19 protein-coding genes and 3 pseudogenes are annotated in these 18934 nt (G+C 64.2%); 10 read left to right on the top strand and 12 right to left on the bottom strand.

Annotated elements, in window-relative coordinates:
* The coding region (locus IQ216_RS03440; RefSeq protein ID WP_193814341.1) for a pseudouridine synthase at positions 1-621 on the bottom strand (621 nt) is incomplete at its 3' end.
* A 72-nt stretch (positions 622-693) separates the two neighbouring features.
* Between IQ216_RS03440 and IQ216_RS03435 the strand changes: the two genes are divergently transcribed.
* From IQ216_RS03435 to IQ216_RS03410, 6 genes are all read left to right on the top strand, one after another.
* Positions 694-1698 (top strand): RpoD/SigA family RNA polymerase sigma factor, encoded by a 1005-nt coding sequence (locus IQ216_RS03435; protein WP_193814340.1) that lies wholly within the window; start codon positions 694-696, stop codon positions 1696-1698.
* An 80-nt stretch (positions 1699-1778) separates the two neighbouring features.
* Positions 1779-3131 carry an NDP-hexose 2,3-dehydratase family protein gene (locus IQ216_RS03430; RefSeq protein WP_193814339.1) on the top strand — a complete coding sequence of 451 codons (1353 nt, stop codon included), beginning with the start codon at positions 1779-1781 and terminating at the stop codon, positions 3129-3131.
* Complete coding sequence (locus IQ216_RS03425) at positions 3128-4204, top strand: glycosyltransferase family 2 protein (protein WP_193814338.1); 1077 nt, start codon at positions 3128-3130, stop codon at positions 4202-4204. The genes IQ216_RS03430 and IQ216_RS03425 overlap by 4 nt, the downstream gene beginning before the upstream one ends.
* 34 nt (positions 4205-4238) lie before the next feature.
* The gene (locus tag IQ216_RS03420; protein ID WP_193814337.1) at positions 4239-4445 is read left to right on the top strand and encodes a hypothetical protein; all 207 of its coding nucleotides are present in this window, start codon (positions 4239-4241) and stop codon (positions 4443-4445) included.
* A 125-nt stretch (positions 4446-4570) separates the two neighbouring features.
* The gene (locus IQ216_RS03415) at positions 4571-6595 is read left to right on the top strand and encodes a recombinase zinc beta ribbon domain-containing protein (protein ID WP_370566592.1); all 2025 of its coding nucleotides are present in this window, start codon (positions 4571-4573) and stop codon (positions 6593-6595) included.
* 746 nt (positions 6596-7341) lie between these two features.
* Positions 7342-7950 carry a recombinase family protein gene (locus IQ216_RS03410; protein WP_193814335.1) on the top strand — a complete coding sequence of 203 codons (609 nt, stop codon included), beginning with the start codon at positions 7342-7344 and terminating at the stop codon, positions 7948-7950.
* 253 nt (positions 7951-8203) lie between these two features.
* Here the strand turns inward: IQ216_RS03410 and IQ216_RS14095 are convergent.
* From IQ216_RS14095 to IQ216_RS03375, 11 genes and pseudogenes are all read right to left on the bottom strand, one after another.
* Positions 8204-9316: pseudogene (locus IQ216_RS14095) on the bottom strand (type I restriction enzyme endonuclease domain-containing protein).
* Positions 9317-9761: 445 nt separating this feature from the next.
* Entirely contained in the window at positions 9762-10310 is a 549-nt protein-coding gene (locus IQ216_RS14415; protein ID WP_255510571.1) for a DEAD/DEAH box helicase family protein, read from the bottom strand.
* Positions 10311-10378: 68 nt separating this feature from the next.
* Positions 10379-10828, bottom strand: a pseudogene (locus tag IQ216_RS14410) (type I restriction endonuclease); the annotation flags it as partial.
* Entirely contained in the window at positions 10776-11216 is a 441-nt protein-coding gene (locus tag IQ216_RS14645; protein ID WP_370566591.1) for a type I restriction endonuclease, read from the bottom strand. The gene IQ216_RS14645 and the pseudogene IQ216_RS14410, both read right to left, overlap by 53 nt.
* Positions 11217-11284: 68 nt before the next feature.
* The gene (locus tag IQ216_RS03400) at positions 11285-12403 is read right to left on the bottom strand and encodes a macro domain-containing protein (protein WP_228007082.1); all 1119 of its coding nucleotides are present in this window, start codon (positions 12401-12403) and stop codon (positions 11285-11287) included.
* A gap of 12 nt (positions 12404-12415) precedes the next feature.
* Positions 12416-13003, bottom strand: coding sequence for a DarT ssDNA thymidine ADP-ribosyltransferase family protein (locus IQ216_RS03395; RefSeq protein WP_193814334.1), 588 nt, complete (start codon positions 13001-13003; stop codon positions 12416-12418).
* A gap of 40 nt (positions 13004-13043) precedes the next feature.
* On the bottom strand, positions 13044-13184 hold the full coding sequence (locus tag IQ216_RS03390; RefSeq protein ID WP_193814333.1) for a hypothetical protein: 141 nt from the start codon (positions 13182-13184) through the stop codon (positions 13044-13046).
* Positions 13181-14515 carry a restriction endonuclease subunit S gene (locus IQ216_RS03385; protein ID WP_193814332.1) on the bottom strand — a complete coding sequence of 445 codons (1335 nt, stop codon included), beginning with the start codon at positions 14513-14515 and terminating at the stop codon, positions 13181-13183. The genes IQ216_RS03390 and IQ216_RS03385 overlap by 4 nt, the downstream gene beginning before the upstream one ends.
* The gene (locus IQ216_RS14085) at positions 14505-14654 is read right to left on the bottom strand and encodes a hypothetical protein (protein WP_370566590.1); all 150 of its coding nucleotides are present in this window, start codon (positions 14652-14654) and stop codon (positions 14505-14507) included. The genes IQ216_RS03385 and IQ216_RS14085 overlap by 11 nt, the downstream gene beginning before the upstream one ends.
* Complete coding sequence (locus IQ216_RS03380) at positions 14623-16281, bottom strand: class I SAM-dependent DNA methyltransferase (RefSeq protein WP_228007080.1); 1659 nt, start codon at positions 16279-16281, stop codon at positions 14623-14625. Before IQ216_RS03380 ends, IQ216_RS14085 begins: the two co-directional genes overlap by 32 nt.
* A 121-nt stretch (positions 16282-16402) precedes the next feature.
* The gene (locus IQ216_RS03375; protein WP_193814331.1) at positions 16403-16570 is read right to left on the bottom strand and encodes a hypothetical protein; all 168 of its coding nucleotides are present in this window, start codon (positions 16568-16570) and stop codon (positions 16403-16405) included.
* A gap of 192 nt (positions 16571-16762) precedes the next feature.
* Between IQ216_RS03375 and IQ216_RS14640 the strand changes: the two genes are divergently transcribed.
* The 4 genes and pseudogenes from IQ216_RS14640 to IQ216_RS03355 all read left to right on the top strand — a co-directional run bounded on the left by IQ216_RS14640 (position 16763) and on the right by IQ216_RS03355 (position 18895).
* Entirely contained in the window at positions 16763-17179 is a 417-nt protein-coding gene (locus tag IQ216_RS14640; protein WP_193814330.1) for an excalibur calcium-binding domain-containing protein, read from the top strand.
* A gap of 21 nt (positions 17180-17200) precedes the next feature.
* Positions 17201-17413, top strand: a pseudogene (locus IQ216_RS14635) (thermonuclease family protein); the annotation flags it as partial.
* Positions 17414-17437: 24 nt separating this feature from the next.
* Complete coding sequence (locus IQ216_RS03360) at positions 17438-18208, top strand: hypothetical protein (RefSeq protein WP_193814328.1); 771 nt, start codon at positions 17438-17440, stop codon at positions 18206-18208.
* A 207-nt stretch (positions 18209-18415) separates the two neighbouring features.
* Positions 18416-18895: a hypothetical protein gene (locus tag IQ216_RS03355; RefSeq protein WP_193814327.1), complete on the top strand. Its 480-nt coding sequence runs from the start codon at positions 18416-18418 to the stop codon at positions 18893-18895.
* The last annotated feature ends 39 nt before the right edge of the window (positions 18896-18934 follow it).

Genomic DNA, 18934 nt, shown 5'->3' with positions numbered 1-18934 from the left:
GTCCAGCACCGGGTGCCCCAGCAGCTGGGCGGTGCGCCGAATCTGGCGGTTGCGTCCCTCGCCCATCTCCAGTTCCAGGCCGGTGCTCCTGGCGCTGTGCTGCAGCACCCGCACACCCACCGGCTGGCTGGCCTGGCCATCGAGCGGCACGCCCGCAGCCCAGCGCGCCAGGGTGGCCCCACTGGGACGGCCCGCCACCTGCACCCGATAGAGCTTGCGGTGGCCGTGGCGTGGATGGCTGAGCCGCAGGGTGAGGGCGCCCTGGTTGGTGAGCAGCAGGGCGCCCCGGCTGTCGGCATCGAGACGGCCGATCGGGTGCAGGCCCCGGCCCCGTCGCAGCTCAGGCGGCAGCAGCTCGAGCACGGTGGGGCGGCCGCGGGGGTCGCTGCAGCTGCACAGCACGCCCACCGGTTTGTTGAGCAGCAGCAGCAGCGGCTCGGCCGCGGGGGCGAGGGGTTCGCCATCCACCGCGATCCGATCGCTGCCGGGATCGGCGCTGTCACCGATCCGGGCGGTGGCTCCATTCACCTGGATCCGGCCGGCGCGCAGCAGGTCTTCGGCCCGTCGGCGGGAGCAGAGTCCAGCCGCCGCGATCAGTTTCTGCAAGCGCTCTCGGGCCATGGACCCATGCTGCAGGAGGCCGGGAAAAGGATGGTAGGTTTACGAAACAGAACTGTTTCGCAATTCTCCGTCATGCCTTCCCTGCCCGTGGCCGCTGCCGATGGGTCTGCTCTGCCTGGTGGCGCCGACCTGGTGCGCAGCTACCTGCGGGACATCGGCCGGGTGCCGTTGCTGAGCCATGAGCAGGAGATCACCCTGGGCCGCCAGGTGCAGGAGCTGATGGCTCTTGAGGAGATCGAACAGGAGCTGACGATGCGTGCCGGGGGTACGGCGCCGGAGCGGCCGGAGCTGGCGGCGGCGGCGGGCCTGAGCCTGCCGGTGCTGAAGAAGCGTCTGCAGGCGGGCCGCCGTGCCAAGGAGCGGATGGTGGCGGCGAACCTGCGGCTGGTGGTGAGCGTGGCGAAGAAATACACCAAGCGGAACATGGAGCTGCTGGACCTGATCCAGGAGGGCACGATCGGCCTGGTGCGGGGTGTGGAGAAGTTCGACCCGACGCGGGGCTACAAGTTCAGTACGTATGCGTACTGGTGGATTCGGCAGGGGATCACGCGGGCGATCGCGGAGAAGAGCCGCACGATCCGGCTGCCGATCCACATCACCGAAACGCTGAACAAACTGAAGAAGGGTCAGCGGGAACTGAGCCAGGAGCTGGGCCGCACGCCCACGGTGAGCGAGCTGGCGGTGTTTGTGGAGCTGCCGGAGGAGGAGGTGAAGGATCTGCTGTGCCGGGCGCGGCAGCCGGTGAGCCTGGAGACGAAGGTGGGGGACGGCGAGGACACGGAACTGCTCGACCTGCTGGCCGGTGATGGGGAGCTGCCGGAGGAGCGKGTGGACGGAGAGTGCCTGAAGGGMGACCTGCGTGCGCTRCTGGAGCAGCTGCCTGAACTGCAGGGCCGGGTGCTGAAGATGCGCTACGGCATCGATCCCGCGTCGGCCGAGATGGCTGAGCCGATGAGCCTCACCGGGATCGGTCGCGTGCTGGGCATCAGCCGCGACCGCGTGCGCAACCTCGAGCGCGATGGTCTGGCCGGCCTGCGCCGTCTGGGCAGCGCCGTGGAGGCCTATGTGGCCAGCTGAGCTCGGCTGCTGCTGAGCTCGTCAGCTGCAGGGTTAGCGTCGCCCCAAAGCCCTGCGGCCCCCAGTCCCCGTCGCTGCCCATGCCGCCTGAGTCGCTGCTGTCCTGGTTGGACCATCGCCGCCGGCTCTGCGACATGGATGTGGAGGAGATCCCCTGGCGGCAGTCACGGGAGTGGCACTACAGCGGTGGCGCCCTGCAGCACCACTCGGGTGGCTTCTTCAGCATCGTGGGGGTCCAGGCCGAAACCGGCTCCGGCGTCACCCTGCGCCAGCCCCTGATCAACCAGCCTGAGATCGGCATCCTCGGCTTTCTGCTGCAGCGCCGCGGCGGCGTGCCCCATCTGTTGATCCAGGCCAAGCCGGAACCGGGCAACATCGGCCTCTGTCAGGCCGCTCCCTCGGTGCAGGCCACCCGCAGCAACTACCAGCGCCTGCACCACGGCAAGGCCACCCCGTTTCTCGACTTCTTCACCGGCCATGCGGCCGCCCTGGTGCATGCCGACAGCCTGCAGTCCGAGCAGGGCACCCGCTTCCTGGGCAAGTACAACCGCAACATGACGGTGGAAGTGCCACCGGAGCTGCCCCTCGACACGCCGGAGGGGTATCACTGGGCCCCGGTACCCGAGGTGTGTGCCCTGCTGGGCAGCGACTTCCAGATCAACACCGATGCCCGCTCGGTGCTGGCCAGCTCCGACTGGTCGCTGCTGGCCGGCGGGACGGTGCCCTTCGGCCGCTGGCACGGTCAGGGGGGGATCGGTGAGAGCCTGCTGCGCTCCCACGCGGCGCCGGCCGGCCAGGCCCACAGCAGCGAGCTGACCATCCTGGCGGCGCTGGAGCAGCTGCGCCAGGCCTACCCCTTCCAGGTGCGCACCGTGTCGTTGGATCGGGAGCTGGACTGGCTGGAGGGCCGCCAGCCGCGCCTGCTGGGGCCAGCGGGCAGCTTCGATGTGCGCCAGGTGGCCGTACGCTCCAGCGAACGCGAGGTGCAGAGCTGGGATCAGCCGATCGTGGCCCAGGAGCGCCAGGGCACGGCGGTGCTGCTGGGGCGCCACCTCAACGGAGTGCTGCACCTGCTGTTCCGCTGCCGCGCTGAGATCGGCTTCCGCGAGGGTTTTCAGTACGGCCCGGCCCTGCAGGATGCCGGCGGAGCCCCCTCGCCGGTGCCGGAACTCGATGCTGAGGAGCTCGTGCTGCAGGAGCTCCTGGGGCGGGCCACCCCCTTGCTCAGCAGCCTCCATTCCGATGAGGGAGGGCGCTTCTACCGCTCCGTCGCCCGCTACAGCATCGCCCTGATGGCGGAGGACGATGCGCTGCCCAGCTCGCCATCACTGCGCTGGATGACCCTCGGCCAGATCGAGCGGCTGCTCAAGCGCCAGGGCGTGTTCTCCAATGAGGCGCGCAGCCTGATCTCGATGCTGCTGGCTTACCTGTGAGCGCCGTGCTGCCCCAGGCCGCCCGCGTCAGTTTCGTGATCGCCACCTACAAACGGGTGGATGCCCTGCGCAGCACCCTGCGGGCGCTGCAACTGCAGACCTGTGCCGACTGGGAGGCCCTGGTGGTGGGCGACTGCTGCGCGCCTGACACGGGCGCCATGCTCGCTGAGCTGGCTGATGCCCGCCTGCGCTACTACAACCTGAGCGAGCGCTTCGGGGAGCAGTCGGGTCCCAATTCCTTCGGGCTGGCCCTGGCCAGGGCGCCGGTGGTGTGTTTTCTCAACCACGACGACCTGCTGCTGCCGGATCACCTGGAACTGGGCCTGCAGCGGCTTGAGCAGAGCGGCGCCGATCTGCTGCTGGCGCCGGCCCTGAAGCTGGCGACCTGCCACGAAGCGCCCGATGGTTCGATTCGGCCGGTGTTCATGAAGCGCCTCACGATCGGCCCCGAGCTCAGGGATCTGCGCCTGCTGCTCCGCCCCGAAGACCTCTACTACGACCCCAGCAGTTTCTGGCTGGTGCGCACGGCCTACGCCCGCCGCGTCGGCCCCTGGATCCATTCCAGCCGCCTCTGGCGCACATCCCTGCGCGACTGGCTGCTGCGCGCCTGGCGCCTGGGCGGCCGTTTCGTCTTCACGCCAGACCTCGCCGGCATCCGGGTGGTGAGCCACAACCACCGCAGCAGCCGCCATCGCTACAACGCCCTCACCCCGGAGCACCAGCGGCTGATCCGCCTGTTCGAATCGCTCAGTCCCGAGCAGCTGCGCCAGCGGCTTCCGCGCAAGCTGCGCCAGGCCGCCGCCCAGCTCGGCCGTCCCATCGGCCGGCGTGAGCGGCCTGCCGCCCTGACCCCGGGCCTGCGGCTGCAGGCGCTGCTCTATCGCCTGCTGGGCTTCGACTGGCAGGTACTGCGCTGGCGTCGCCAGGGGGTGGAGCCCGGTGCCTACCACTCCCGGCTGCTGCGCCAGCGCACCGGAGAAACCCTGGCGCTGGTACCGGATCTGGCCAGGCTGCTGGCCGAGCCTGAGCGCTACCGGGAGGCGTCTGTTCCCAGTTCCCAGCAGGCGCGGTAGGGGGAAGCAGGGAATGGGGTCTGGCAGCTCAGCGGTGGCGTGGAGCCTGGAGGCGGCCACGGAGCGGCTCAGCGGCCAGGCGCCGCTGCTGCGCAGCCGGCTGCTGGCCTGGTGGCGCCTGGAGGGACGTCATGACCTCCCCTGGAAGCTGCATGCCGATGGCCGCCCGCCCCAGCCCGGCGAGACCCTCGATCCCTGGGGGATCTGGGTGGCCGAGGTCAACCCACCACATGCACGGTAGTAGGGTCAGGGCCAGCCCAACCCGGCCCAATGCCTCGACGCCTGGCTGCTGAAGAGCGCATCGGCCCTGCCTCGTCACGCCGGCTGGTCCCGCCCCCTCGTCTTGCCTGGAGCTACTCCCGCGTCGTGTCCGGCAAGGCCCAGGCCGGGCTCGATCGATCGGGTCTGGAGCGCCAGGAGCAGGCGCTGCAGCACTGGCTGGCGGATCACCCGGACTTCACCCTGGCGGAGGCGCTGGTGGACCCAGGCGTGAGCGCAGGCAGCGGTAGGCATCGGACCACCGGCGCCCTGGGGAAGTTCCTGGCGGCAGCCCGCGCGGGCACCGTTCCAGCTGGCTCATGCCTGGTTGTCGAGAGCATGTCCCGGTTCAGTCGGGAGGCCGAGCGCCAAGTGCTCAGCGTGCTGCTCTCGGACTTCTGGGCTGCTGGTCTGGGCATTGCCTTCTGCAGTGATGGCGGAACGGTCATTGATGCGGAGTTGATCGACCGTGAACCACACCGTCTGCACGGTCTGCTGGGCGCCATGGCGCAGGCACGCCGGGAGTGGGAGGAGCGCAGCCGGCGCAGCAAGGGGGCCTGCGCCCATCGCCAGAACTTGCAGAACGAGGGCCAGCGCACACCGGGTCGAGCGCCCTGGTGGATCGCCAGGGATCCAGTTACATGGCGCCTACAGCAAGACGCGGCAGGGCAGCTTGTGATCGAACCGGAGCGCGGCCGGGCACTTCGTCGTGCAGCGGAGCTGGCCACCGCTGGGATGGGCACCACCCTGATTGCTCAGCAACTACAGGAGGAGGGCTTTCCACCACCACCCACCGACTGGGCCCGGAACAGTCACCGCGACAAGCCCAGAAAATGGACTGCTGGCATCGTTTCGGGGGCTCTGCGCAGCCCTGCCCTGGTTGGCGTGCTGGCGCGGAAGAACGTGCCTGATCTGCCCAGCTACTACCCACGCCTGCTCAGCGATGAAGAACATCTGCTGATGCGGGCTCAGATCGAGAAGCGCGACCGGTTGAAGGGCCGGCTGCGTGGGACCGCCCACAGAATCCATAACATTTTTCAGGGGGTGATTAGGTGCGGATGCTGTGGTGGCCCGATTGTCTACTGCGCTCCCACCAAGGCTGCACGGAAGGGGCATCCGGGTTATCTGCACTGTCCAGCAGCACGACGCAGTGGGCCCTGCGCGAACCGCGGCTATGTAATGGCCGACCAGGCGGAGTCGCACATGCTCACTCGCTTGGCCGCGGCGGACTGGGAGAGCCTGCTGCCTCCAGATCAGGACGACACCGCCGATCGACAACGCTTGGAGGAGAACGCCCACCGGCTGCAGATTGAGTTGGATGCAACCAGAGATCGACTATCTGCGGTTCAGAAGCGTGCTGAGCGGGCCTGGTTGGATGGGGTCAGCGAGGACCGACAGGTTGTGATCGAGGGGGCAATGGCTTCACTCCGGGCTGAGCTCCAAGGACTGGAGGAACGCCACAGCCAGGCAGCCGCAGAGCTGGCCCAAGTAAGTGCCCGACCCAACCCACTGCAGGCCGCGGCTGATCTACGGAAGCGGGTACTTGCGTTCTGGCGGGAGCTGGAAGCGGCAGGGCCCCAGGAGCGCCTGGCGTTCAATCGCTCATTACTGGCAGTGGAGCCCAGCCTGGAGTTCAGGCTCTGGCCCGCTCTGGAGGAGGGCGGCCAGAAACTCATCGAGCTGCGGGTGGGGGATGCCCCCGCTGGCTTCCAGCCCCTCGCTGGCGCCGCCCGGACCCTTGCTAGGCAGCAGGGAGCCATCGCCCCAAGGTTGGCCTGCCAGTGGCAGCGCCCTGGTGCCGTGCTGGCCATGATGGAGCCTGCGAACCGCAGCCAGCGCACCCTCCAGGTGCAGACCGAAAAAGCCGTGATCGACGCCTCCCAGTCGTTGCACTCGGGTCTGCTGCTCCGCCGGCTGGCCCGGCTGATTGAAGCCAAGCTGGCCGAACTGGCCCACGAGGGGGGCGAGATCCTCCATGCCCGCCGGGGACGACGCCTTGCCGTCGTGCTCGCGGTACGGCAGCTCAGGGGGCCCCAGGCCGCAGCCATGCCTTGTGGGCTGGAGGACCTGGACCCAGGCGTGGGCCCCGTGGCCGAGCTGCTCCAGGCAACGCTGAGCGGACCTCCCATGTGACCAGATGTTCGCCCTCTGGATAGAGCTGATACAGCGGTGAAATGGTGATGCAGGTGAAAAATGCTTCGCGATCCTGCGGGGGGTTACACACACAAGGCATCGTTGAAAGTTCCCCATGGGGGGGTGCCTAGGTCTGGTGCCGCGCCTCTGGCTGGATGGCCGGGCGTTCTCGCTCCCGTGGGCGGCTGCATCGAGGGAGTGCTGGCCATTGAGGTGGACCTCAGCACTGGCCTGATGCAGGGCAACACAGACCTGACGCAGGCTGCACGACCCAGGGGTGGGCTGTCCAGGCCAGGGGCAGGTCGTGTCCACCGGGCCGAGGTGACACTGTGCGTGCAGCTGGTTGGGCCTGAGCGCTCCTGGTTTGCAACACCCAAGCAATGCTCACGATGAAGACGACGCCACGCCCGGTGGCAGTAGGGACCTGTCGTGACGCCGGGGTGCTGCCCACCACCAACCACCTCACCGAACAGACCGCAGCGCCTGCCAGGGGCCTCGTGCTGTCGTCAGCAAGGGCAAGCTCCGACGACTGGGGGGCAGCCCTGGAACGGCTGGCCAGGGTGCTGGTGCTGGCCAATACCGAACGGTTGCGGGCCTGTCCGCAACCCCCTGACCAGAACCCTGCAGGGGTGACCACAACCCTGCACCAAAACCTCCGCGACCAGAACAGGGGGTGTTATGAATGTGGTGGGCCAGCGCAGCGCCAACTGCCTGACCCGTGACCGACCCATCTCGTGAATGGACCGATGACGAAGATTCTGACCAGGGCCGCCGCGCCCAGGCCCGCTGCTGCTGCCTCCCAGGGCCGCAGGGTGGGCTACGGCAGGGTAAGCACCGCCCACCAAACCGAAGCCCAGCAGCAGGCCCAGCTGGAGGCCGCTGGGTGCGGTGCCATCCACACCGAGACGATCAGCTCAGGACGCAGGGAGCGCCAGGTGCTGGCCCAGGTGCTCGACCAGCTGCAGCCAGGTGACTCGCTGGTGATCTGCAAGCTGGAMCGCCTGGCACGCAGCCTGCAGGAGCTACTGGCCATCGCTGCCGATCTGGAGCAGCGGGGCATCCAGTTGCAGGTGCTTGACCAGGCCATCGATACCGGCACCCCGACAGGTCGCCTGCTGTTCCAGGTGTTGGGGGCCGTGGGCGAGTTCGAGCGCAGCCTGGCCATCGAGCGCACCAGAGCCAGCGTTGAGCACCGCCGCGCCACCGGGGGGAATCTGGGTGGCAGGCCCAGGGCCTACACCGACCAGCAGCAGGCCCTGGGGCGGCGGCTGCAGGAGGAAGGCCAGAGCGTCACGGCGATCGCCAGGGCGCTGGGCCTGCCCAGGGCCACAACCTCGCGGATGCTGGTTGCCTGAGCCTCGGGGAGCTCCTGGGCCCGGTCGCTGGCCTAGGGCGACGCTGGGAGCCCGGCCTGGCCCCAGCCGAAGCCCTGGCCCTGATGCGGACGGCGGGCCTCCAGGCCCTGCACGGGCCGTCGAAGGGTATTGCCAACCAGGTCGGAGGCGCTCCACTGCCAGAACGAGTGCACGTTGAAGTCCAGAGCGACTCCTCCCTGGCGGAATCTTTCCGCACCAGTACGACGCAGACGAGCGACAGGACCGAATTCGCTCATACCACTGCCCATCCTTCCGAGAGGGTCTCCGCCTGCTCGATCACCGTGTTCGTGGCCGCCACTTGCAGATCAAGGGGGTAGCCGTACTTCCGCAGGATCCGCTTCACAGCCACCCGCAGCTCGGCGCGGACGTTCTCCCGAAGGGTCCAGTCGATCGTGACCTTGCCCTTAACGCTGGCCACCAGCTCGCGGGCGATTGTGCGGAGCTGCTCGTCGCCCAACACCGCCACGGCACTGTCGTTGGTGCCCAGGGCGTCGTAGAAGGCCACCTCGTCGTCGCTGAGGCCAAGGGCTTCACCTCTGCTGGCCGCGGCCTGTAGGTCCTTGGCGAGCTGGATCAGCTCCTCGATCACCTTGGCCGTCTCGATTGCCCGACTCCGGTAGCGCTGGAGGGCCTTCTACAGCAGCTCGCGGAACGAGCGGGCCTGCACCACGTTCCGCTTAGCGCGGACCTTGATCTCGCCCTTGAGCAGCTTCTGGAGCAGTTCCACGGCCAGGTTGCGCTGGGGCATCCCCCTCACCTCGGCGAGGAACTCGTCCGACAGGATCGAGATGTCGGGCTTCTTGAGGCCAGCGGCCTCAAACACGTCGAGCACCCCATCGGAGATGACGGCCCTGGAGACGATCTGTCGGATCGCCAGATTCACCTCCTCATCGGTCTTGCCCTCGCCCGGGGCGCTCTTGGCCAGCACGGCACGCACAGCCTGGAAGAAGCCCACGTCGTCCCGGATCCGAATCGCCTCCTCGTCGGGCACCGAGAGGGCGAAGGCCTGCGAGACCTCGGTGACGCTCTGCAGCAGCCGCTCCTTGCCCTTTTCCTGGGCCAGGATGTGCTCCTGGGCGGCGGGGAGAAGCGAGACGCGCTGCTGGGGCGTGCCGTTCATCAAGGTCCACCAGTCGAGGCCGTGGAAGAGGGCGCAGCAGACCTCATACTTCTCCAGCATTACGGCCACCGCCTCGGCCTGATCCAGGGCCGTGTTGCCCTTGCCGCCCGCCTCTGTGTAGGTGGCCAGGGCCGCCTTGAGCTGATCGCCGAGGCCGAGATAGTCGACGATCAGCCCGCCTGGCTTGCCCCTGAACACCCTGTTCACCCGTGCGATGGCCTGCATCAGCCCGTGCCCTCGCATGGGCTTGTCGGCGTACATGGTGTGGAGACAGGGTGCGTCGAAGCCCGTGAGCCACATGTCGCGGACGATCACGATCCGCAGGGGGTCGGCTGGATCGCGGAACCGCTGGGCCAGGGCTTCCCGGCGGGCCTTGTTGCGGATGTGGGTCTGCCAGTCGAGGGGGTCGGAGGCCGAACCCGTCATCACCACCTTGAGGGCCCCTGCTTCGTCGCCATCCGAGTGCCAGTCAGGCCACAGGGCGATCAGGGCCTGATAGAGCGCCAGGGCGATGCGGCGGCTCATCACCACCACCATCGCCTTGCCATCGAGGGCCTCGCTGCGCTGCTCGTAGTGGGTGACCAGGTCGCGGGCGATCAGCTCGATTCGGCGGGGTGCCCCCACCAGGGCCTCCTGCTGGGCCCACTTGCTCTTGAGCTTCTCCTTGCGATCAACCTCCTCGCCTTTTGTGGCCTCCTCGAAGTTGGGGTCGATATGGGACTTCTCGGCTTCTACCAGGTCGATCTGGGCGAGGCGGCTCTCTTAAGATCGGCACCGTGGCGCCATCCACCACCGCCTGCTGAATGTCGTAGACGCTGATGTACTCCCCGAAGACGGCCTTGGTGTTGGCGTCGGCCTTCTCGATCGGCGTGCCCGTAAAACCGATGAAGGAGGCGTTGGGGAGGGCATCTCGCATGTGGCGGGCGAAGCCGTCGATGAAGTCGTACTGGGAGCGGTGGGCCTCATCGGCGATCACCACGATGTTGCGGCGTTCCGAGAGGACTGGATGGCGGTCGCCCCTCTCCTGGGGCAGAAACTTCTGGATCGTGGTGAACACCACCCCACCGGAAGCCACCTGGAGCTTCTCGCGCAGATCAGCTCGATCGGCTGCCTGCAGCGGGGGCTGGCGAAGGAGCTCTCGGCAGTGGGCGAAGGTGGCGAAGAGTTGATCGTCGAGGTCGTTGCGGTCTGTGAGCACCACGACGGTGGGGTTGGCCATAGCTGGATCGAGGACACCCGGCCGGCGTAGAAGGCCATCGACAGGCTCTTGCCGGAGCCCTGGGTATGCCAGACCACCCCGATGCGCCGATCGCCACCGGCGGCCCGCAGGGTCTGCGCCAGGGCCTCGTTGACGGCGTGGAACTGGTGGTAGCCAGCCAGATTCTTGACCAGGTGGCTGTCGCCCTCCTCGAAAACGATGAAGTAGCGCAGCAGGTCGAGGAAGCGCCGCTGCTGGAACACCCCCTCCAGCAGCACCTGGAGTTCGCTGAGGAAAGCAGGGGCGGCGCCTTCCCCCTCAACGGTGCGCCAGGGCTTGAACCACTCCCGGCCGGCCCAGATGGCCCCGACACGGGCCTGATAGGTCTGGAGCTGCTGGAACGCACTCCAGATCGTGGCGTTCTCGTCGGCTGGGTTCTTCAGCTCGATCACGGCTAGGGGCAGGCCGTTGACGAAGACCACCAGATCAGGCCGGCGCTGGTGCTGACCCTCCACCACGGTGAACTGGTTGACCGCCAGCCAGTCGTTGGCCCTGGGATCGTCGAAGTCGATCAGGCGGGCTTGGGCGCCACCGATTGAGCCATCTATCTGGCCGGCGGAACTCCATCGGGATGCCATCCACCAGGAAGCGGTGGGCCGCCCGGTTCTTCTCGATCAGGGTGGGGGCATCGAGGCGGATCAGCTTGCGGTAGGCATCCTCGATGGCCTCAGACGGCAGGCTTGGGTTGAGGCGGGCCAGGGCGGAGCGGAGGCGACCCTCCAGCAGCACGTCGCGGCAGTTGGGGTCGCTGCGCTCGGCGGAGGGTTGGCCAGATGCCAGCTCGGGGCCGTAGCGGCACTCGTAGCCCAGCTCGGCGAGCCAGCCCAGGGCGGCTTCTTCCACGACCGACTCGGTGAAGATGGTCACCAGTTCGTTGAGGCCATAATGTGCACCAGTGATCGATCCATGAAGTCAGTGCAACCAACCGCCAACGCCTATACGGCTTCGAGCAGTTCTTCACTGGCCTGGACCTTCATCCAACCTAGTAATAAGAGGTTGCGAATCGCGCTAGCCACCGCTTGCCGTTTCGCTTCAGTACGCCAAGTCGTCTTCCAATTAAGCACGTATTCATAAATATCCTGCTCTGTCACTGCATCCGCGCGGCGCGCCTGCTTCACCTGACGGCTTGCATATAGAACAGTCATAATTTCCTCGGCTTGCTCAGTGTTCTTAATGCGGCTAAAGAGATCCACGGCCTTGGCGATACGCTTCTGATTTGCTTGTATTTGAGCCGCAAACTTTGGTCGGTCGACTTCGTACTGCGGGCCCACAGTCAATGCGACCATCTTTCCCAACGGCTTCTCTTGAAGCCAGTTGCGATTTGCCATCTCATGAAGTGCCAACTTCACGTCGGGCGAAAAAGGCCCGTAACTCCCTTTGCCAAATTGGAACCCGGTAGACACGCCCATCTCCGTCAACACATAGCAGACTTTCTGGAAGATTGTGCGGCCAATTGGGTTTGCATATGGCTGGGCTTGTACTTCGCGAAGCACTTCCACAAGCGTGACCCACTCCGGATTAAGCTTCTCCATTCGACGACCTTTGCCGGATTCGGACTTCTGAGCTGGCGAGACAAGGAAGTCCTCGCTGAGCTGATGCGCCGACGTACCGAAAGGTGCGTAGACCTCCACATCAAACGGTGCTCGATGCAGCTTTTGATAGATCAGCGGGCCGACCTCACTCCAATCGAGGCCCCCGTTCCCACATCCCAGTGGGGGCAGAGCAATACTAATTATGCCCCAAGTTTCGGCATGGGCAACAAGAAAGTCCAACCCACGCTCGATATCAACAACGCGTGACGGCGATCGCCAGTGGTCCTTGGTTGGGAAATTGATGATTGATGCACCCAATAAGTCGCTGTACAAATAGGGCTCACCAATCCTCACCTGCCTTAATGTGCACTGGCGCTGATAGTCCTTGAACATTGCCGGCCAGCGCTTCTTGAACTCCAACGCCACACCCTTCCCCATCACCCCGACGCAGTTGACAGTGTTGACCAGGGTGTGCGCCTCGCTTGCAAAGATGTCACCAATACGCGCCTTAAACATGCCCATAATGTGCAACCCTCAGCGAAAGAAGAGAGCCTGATTTATACTGATAGACAGAGCGCAGCCCAAGGCAGCCAGACTAGCCTGCGCCGCAGCATCCACCACATAGGCACCCATTATAAAACGAGCGTCTACCCGGTGTGGCACTAGTACCTCGGCGCATTTGCGTGACTTGTGCTGCCAGTAGGCGATCTTGTCGCCCGGGTGCCGCCAATCGAGGGCAAAGATATCATCCCACTTAAGGAGCTGCCATTGGGCTGGCGCAAGGAACCGAACGTAGCTGCTGGCAGCGTTCTCGCCCGTGATTACCACGCCTGGCAGAGAGAGCACATCCGTCGACACGCGCAACACACACAGCGTGCTCACCTCCGCAAGCCGCTTGAAGAGCATCGGATTACGAGCATGGAAGTACAGGTTTGCGTACTGGTGCAACCTTAAGCCCCCCGGCACTTGCGTCCTGTCGCGTCGGTCCTGGACAGGCTGCAGCGCCACAGAGTGGTGTGGAAGCCTGGCCGCACGCTCGTATGAGAGTATGCCATTGGCAAGTACAGAATCAATGTTGCTCGTCGGCATGATGCATTGAAGTTCGATGACGCGCGAGTCCATGATCAATGAATGCAAGTGATATCGAGTTGCCGGAGGCTGATCACTGGGTGAACTCCTTGAGCTGGGACTGGGGGATCACGCTGCCGATGCTGCTTAAGTAGGTCTTGTCGACGAACGGCATCTCCTCTAACAGCCTGGACGGCGGGAACAAGCGCTTGACGAAGGGGCGGGCGGTGGTCATTCAGTCATCCGCTCCAAGTAGCGCTCTGCGCCAGGCACCCTCAGATCGCCGCAGATGAGCTTGGGGAGGAGGGTGTCGCGGAGGTTGGCGAGGGAGCGGGATTCGTGTTCGTTCACCTCGACACGACTGTCTATGTCGCCGAACCGAGTTTCGAACTCTCTTACCAGGTTCCGTGGAGGCACCACACAGGGAATGGAATGGAAGTCTTTCTTGCCTATTGAGCCGAAGACAGTCCCCTCTCCCTCGAATCGAGCGAACGTCTCTTCTTGCGCGAGCATGAACTGATAGGTGTAGGAGCGGCTCCCAGTTCTATGCAGTGCAGCCGCGACGCCGCAACCGATCGCACAATCCTCAGCGGCAACATTGATGTCCCCAACTGGAGCACGAACGCTGATCAGCGTATCGTCCACCTTGGCGAACCTTGTAGGCGCTGTGCAATAGACCCGTTGTCTGGGAAAGCGGGATCCGAAGTCCCTCCGGCCTTGGTAGAACGGCAGACCTTCTCCTAACTCGTTGTAGGTTTCCCCCGGAGGGGACTGTCCCATCGTCAGGTTGAACTCGTCGCCCACGCATCCAACTCCCCACCCCCTGGGAATCTCCCCCAACTCCGAGTCCTCGAAGGAATCCGGGAACAGATCCGCGAGGCGCTGGGGCAGGCCAGGGTCGCGGCCTTCGGCCTTGGCGCGGACGGGATCGAAGTCCACGAACCACGACTGGAACAGCGCCCGCGCAATCTCCTCCAGCGTCTCGTTCATCCGCCTGTTCAGCTCGATCTTGTCGTCGAGGGTGCCGAGGATGTGGGCAATGGCGCGTTGTTCATCCGGAGGAGGAACAACCAAGGGGCAGGCACCCAAGATACCGGTATTCAGGTTCGGCATCTTGGCACCATGGGCATGCCGGACGACCCACTCGCGGACGCTTGGGTGCCCTAGGTAGTAGGTCGCGAATCGGGGATCAGGTCCTCGATCACCAAGCCGTACTCGAAGACAGCCAGTGCCGCACAACCACCCATCTTCATGGTTGCGAACAAGGGCGCAACGTTCTACATCGCCGCGTCGGCTGTAGACGATGTCGCCCCTCCTGACCAAGTAACGACTCAGGCGTTTCGCGTCCTCTGGCGTTATGCGTGCGATGCCGTTCTCGACGATTCGGTTGTCCCCGATGTTCAGGGGCATGATCGACGGTATGCCGATGGGTACGTAGTCGGCAGCATGGAGTTGGCTGCCGAAGGGCCCGGTCTGAATGTCTCCCCCGCCGTGCTGACACGCGGCACCCAGGGTTGTGTATTCCCATCCTGCAGGTACCGGACCGACTAACTCCTCAGCCGCCATACCCAAGCTCCTGCAGGTTGGCGTCGATCGAGGCATTGAGCCTCGCCCCCTCGAGCTGTTGCTCGCGCAGTGTTGCGGTGAGCCGCCGCATCTTCTCCTCGAACAGCTCACCGTCGACCTCGGCGGCCTCGGCACCCACGTAACGGCCCGGCGTGAGCACATGGCCGTGCTTGCGGATCTCCTTCATGGTCGAGCTTCTGCAGAAGCCGGGAACGTCGGCGTACTCGCCAGCCCCGTCGTCCCCGCGCCACGCGTGGTAGGTGCCCGGCGATCTTGGCGATGTCGGCGTCGGTGAGTTCCTTTAACACCCGGGTGGCCATCGTGCCGAGCTTGCGCGCGTCGATGAACAGGGTCTCGCCACGGCGTTCACGGAACCTGCCGTTGCCCTTGCTGTGGGCCAGGAACCAGAGGCAGACCGGGATCTGGGTGGAATAGAAGAGCTGGCCCGGCAGGGCCACCATGCAGTCCACCAGGTCGGCCTCGATGATCGCCTTGCGGATCTCACCCTCGCCGCTCTGGTTCGAACTCATCGAGCCGTCGGCCAACACGAAGCCGGCGATGCCGTTCGGTGCCAGGTGGAAGAGGAAGTGCTGGACCCAGGCAAAGTTGGCGTTGCCCGGTGGCGGCGTGCCGTAGGCCCAACGATTGTCGTCCTTGAGCAGATCGCCGCGCCAGTCGCTGTCGTTGAAAGGAGGGTTGGCCAGCACGTAGTCGGCCTTCAGGTCTGGGTGGCCCTCTTTGTGGAAGGTGTCGCCATGGGCGATCTGGGCGTCGATGCCCCGAATCGCCAGGTTCATCTTGGCCAGACGCCAGGTGGTGTAGTTGCTCTCCTGGCTGTAGACCGAGATGTCCCCGATCCGGCCGGCGTGGGCCTCGATGAACTTCTCGCTCTGAACGAACATGCCGCCGGAGCCGCAGCAGGGGTCGTAAACCCGGCCATTATAGGGGGCCAGCATCTCCACCAGCACCCGCACCACTCGGCTCGACGTGTAGAACTGCCCGCCGCTCTTGCCCTCGGCGCTGGCGAAGCGGGAGAGGAAGTATTCGTAGACCCGACCCAGGGTATCCTTCGATCGATCAGCAGCCTCGCCCAGGCCTATGTCGCTCACCAGGTTGATCACCTGGCCCAGGCGCTGCTTGTCGAGGCCGGGGCGGGCGTAGTCCTTGGGCAGCACCCCCTTGAGCGAGGGGTTGTCCCGCTCGATCGCGGCCATCGCTTCGTCCACGTCGGTGCCGATGGTGGGCTGGGGTGCTTGGGCCTTGAGGTGGGCCCAGCGGGCCTCCTTCGGCACCCAGAAGATCGCCTTGGCCAGGTACTCGTCTGGATCCTCCGGATCGGCGCCTTGCTCACGCTCGGCCTCAAGAGCTGCGTGCTTGGTCTCGAAGGCATCGGAGATGCACTTGAGGAAGAGCAGGCCAAGCACCACGTGCTTGTACTCCGCCGCGTCCATGTTGTTCCGCAACGCGTCGGCGGCCTTCCAGAGCTGGGCCTCGAAGCCGATGGGGCCAGCGCCGTTGGCCTTCTTGGCCTTGCCATTGCCAGTTGCAGCGGAGGCCGGTGCAGCTGCAACAGCCATTCCCACTCCGCTGGCATCAGCAAACGGCACGGAGCCGCCCCTACCCGCGCCCGTGACCACGATGCCCTTGGCCATCAGGTCAGCCTTCACCTCGTCGTAGGTGGGCTCGTCCCACTCCAGAAGAGTTTGGAGCTTGCCGTTCCCTGCACTGCCGCCGCTGGCCTCCAGAGCACCTAGGAACTCGTCCAACTGGTCCTGGTCAGGCATCGGAAAAAAGAAGTCCTCTATAGGAGTACCTCGTCAACCCTAAGGATGCCTGCTTAGCCACGCACATCTGGTCAGTACTCTCTCAGGAAGTCCTTCTCTACCCCTAAACCTCCAGCTCATCGGCCAGCGCCAGCACCTGGGCATGGATTGGCGCCCACTCCTCCAGCACCGCCATCCGCTCGGGTGAGCCTGGGGCAGTGGCTCGCCCCTTGGCGCTCAGGTCAGCAAGCTGCTTGCGCAGTTCTGTCAGGCGGGCGTGGCGGTCGTCCATGGGGATGCTGGCAGCGACCCAAGGCTGGGCAACGATGGCCGGGCTGACCACAAGCCATCGCGGATTGCTGGCTGGTGGCCAGAACAGCTGTTGGTTCCAGGCTGGTACCGCTGCCAAGAGGCTGCTTCGTGTACCCAGTCGAGCCTGATCCGATAAGGACGCAGCCAGCATGAGGAAAGTTATCCATTGAAGATGGCCAGGTACTTGGTCCTCGCTTCGGTCGCTTGCGTTGGGGTTCTTGCGGCAGTTCCGTCCCGTACCCAGAAGTGCTCCAGCTTCCGCACATGCGAAGAAGCCATGCGATCCCTGCGGTCAGGGAACACCCGGATAGACGGAGATGGCGACGGGATTCCCTGTGAGGCGATCTGCGGCAGCGGTAGAAGCGGGAGTCCGTCTCAACCGCCGGGCAGAAGCAGCACCATCCAGATCAGCCCCACCACTCCCTCGGCGCCAAGGCGGCCACGGCCACTCAGGCCCGTAGCTCCTGAGGCCAGCGGCGTTGTTGCCCTTATCTCTGTGGGCGATGGAGACACCATCCGGGTGAGGAACAGCAGCGGTCAGCCGGTCACGATCCGCCTGGCCTGCATTGATTCTCCAGAGACGGCCTAGGGCGCCAGCGGTGCAGCTGCTACTCGGGTACTGCGCCAGATGCTGGGGAGCGGTCCCGTTGAGATCAGACCCCAGACCGTGGATCGCTACGGGCGAACCGTTGCCGAGGTCTACGCAGGTGGGCGGAACGTGAACGTGGAGATGGTGCGGGTGGGGGCTGGGGTTTCGAAGGCGGCCAGCTGCTTGAATCTAGTCATTGAACAAGATTGCTCTATTGAGAGTTGTGTACGCTAATCTTTATGCCTTGAGACTATGGTCATGCACCCAGTTCATGCCCTGCGCAAGAAATGGACAGAAATTGACCCCCTTGGAGTTGCGGCTCCGAGCCTGAGCATGCTGGCATTTCCATTTGTCTTAGCCAAAGCCTTGCAAGTTCCATGGCTGCAAGTTACCCATTATGCCCCTCTTGGCACTACAATTACCGCTGCCGTAGCATTGCTAACATATTGGCGCAATCAAGCTCTTGAGAATGATCGCGTTCTTGCTAAAAAAGCAAGTCAAGCTCTCGAGCACGCCTATGAAACGTTCACTGCGGCCTCTACGAGCAAGCGCTATTTATGGCTCGCGACTTCGCGATTGCTCCTTAGGTTCAAGACAATCAAGGACCAATTGCGCACGATTCCCTACCAGGATGCCTGCTTAAGTGATGAGGACTACTGGAAGCATAAGTTTTATGAGGCCATCTCAAGCCTAGAAAAACCCCTGGCTTCCCTGCTCAGCATCCCAAGCCCGCCGGATGTGGACAATCAGATAGAGCGACGATCGGCTCTAGTGATTTTGGAATTTTGCAACATGACTAGCGACCCAATCGATGAGGTTGATGAGAGTAGGCTGTATCAGAGGGTCAAGGGCAAGTGGGGTCTAAAGGTTGACCGGCTTCTCGAGGAAAGCTTGACCTTGCAGGGTTTAGACTTGATTAGTGCGTATTTTGCCTATGAGCATAGACGTGCGTCATACGGCCACTGCATTGATGGAGTTGAAGCTGCCTCCCAACAACCGAATACAGAAGGCGGGGAGCAGGGGCAGTAAATTCAAGGCATAGCGTCCTGCCCGCTTCTGATTTGGAGCATTAGACAACGCGGAGACCCCTCTATGGCTCACTTTTCGGATTGGGAGTACATGCTGAATGGCGACACGCAAGAGTTCCGGAATCTTGTTTGCAAGACCGGGACGAGACTCTTTAACCTATACGGCGGCGCCGACCACTGGCTCGACTGCCCGAGTGACGACTTTCGGATGACCACGCTTTACTGCGAAGGCGAAAGCGATGCCGAAGTCGTATGGCAGGTGGGATATGAACTATTAAGTCTTTTCAATGACGCATCGATCTTATTTAGCAAGGACTATCGGAAGGCAGCGATATACAAGCTGCTGCACAGAGAGCGAGAAGTGGCGTACTCGGCCCCCAAAGGCTTAACGGCCTTTCTAGGCCGCCCAAGCTGTTCGAGTGAGCAGTTGGAGGAGGAATTGACACATGCCAAGCGGTCAAGTATCAAGTTCCGGCTCATTCACTTGGCCGCCGCAAACAAAGATGTGTACTTCATCCTCAAGTATCTCGATATGGAGGCGGGTTGGGGGACTTACTACAAATTGCTAGAAGTCATTGAGAACTTCGCTAAGGAGGCTCTGGAAAACCCGAGCCATCCGCGCGAAAATATCCCTGTAATCGCAGGCGCGGACTGGGTTCATGGGCAGCAAGCAGCTCGGATTCGGTGATTACGAGCAGACCACGGCCAAGAAGCGCACGAGGCGCGA

The organism is Cyanobium sp. LEGE 06143 (assembly GCF_015207535.1).
Taxonomy (GTDB): domain Bacteria; phylum Cyanobacteriota; class Cyanobacteriia; order PCC-6307; family Cyanobiaceae; genus NIES-981.
The sequence above is the reverse complement of the archived record's forward strand: the minus strand, read 5'-3'. Positions and strand labels throughout refer to the sequence as shown.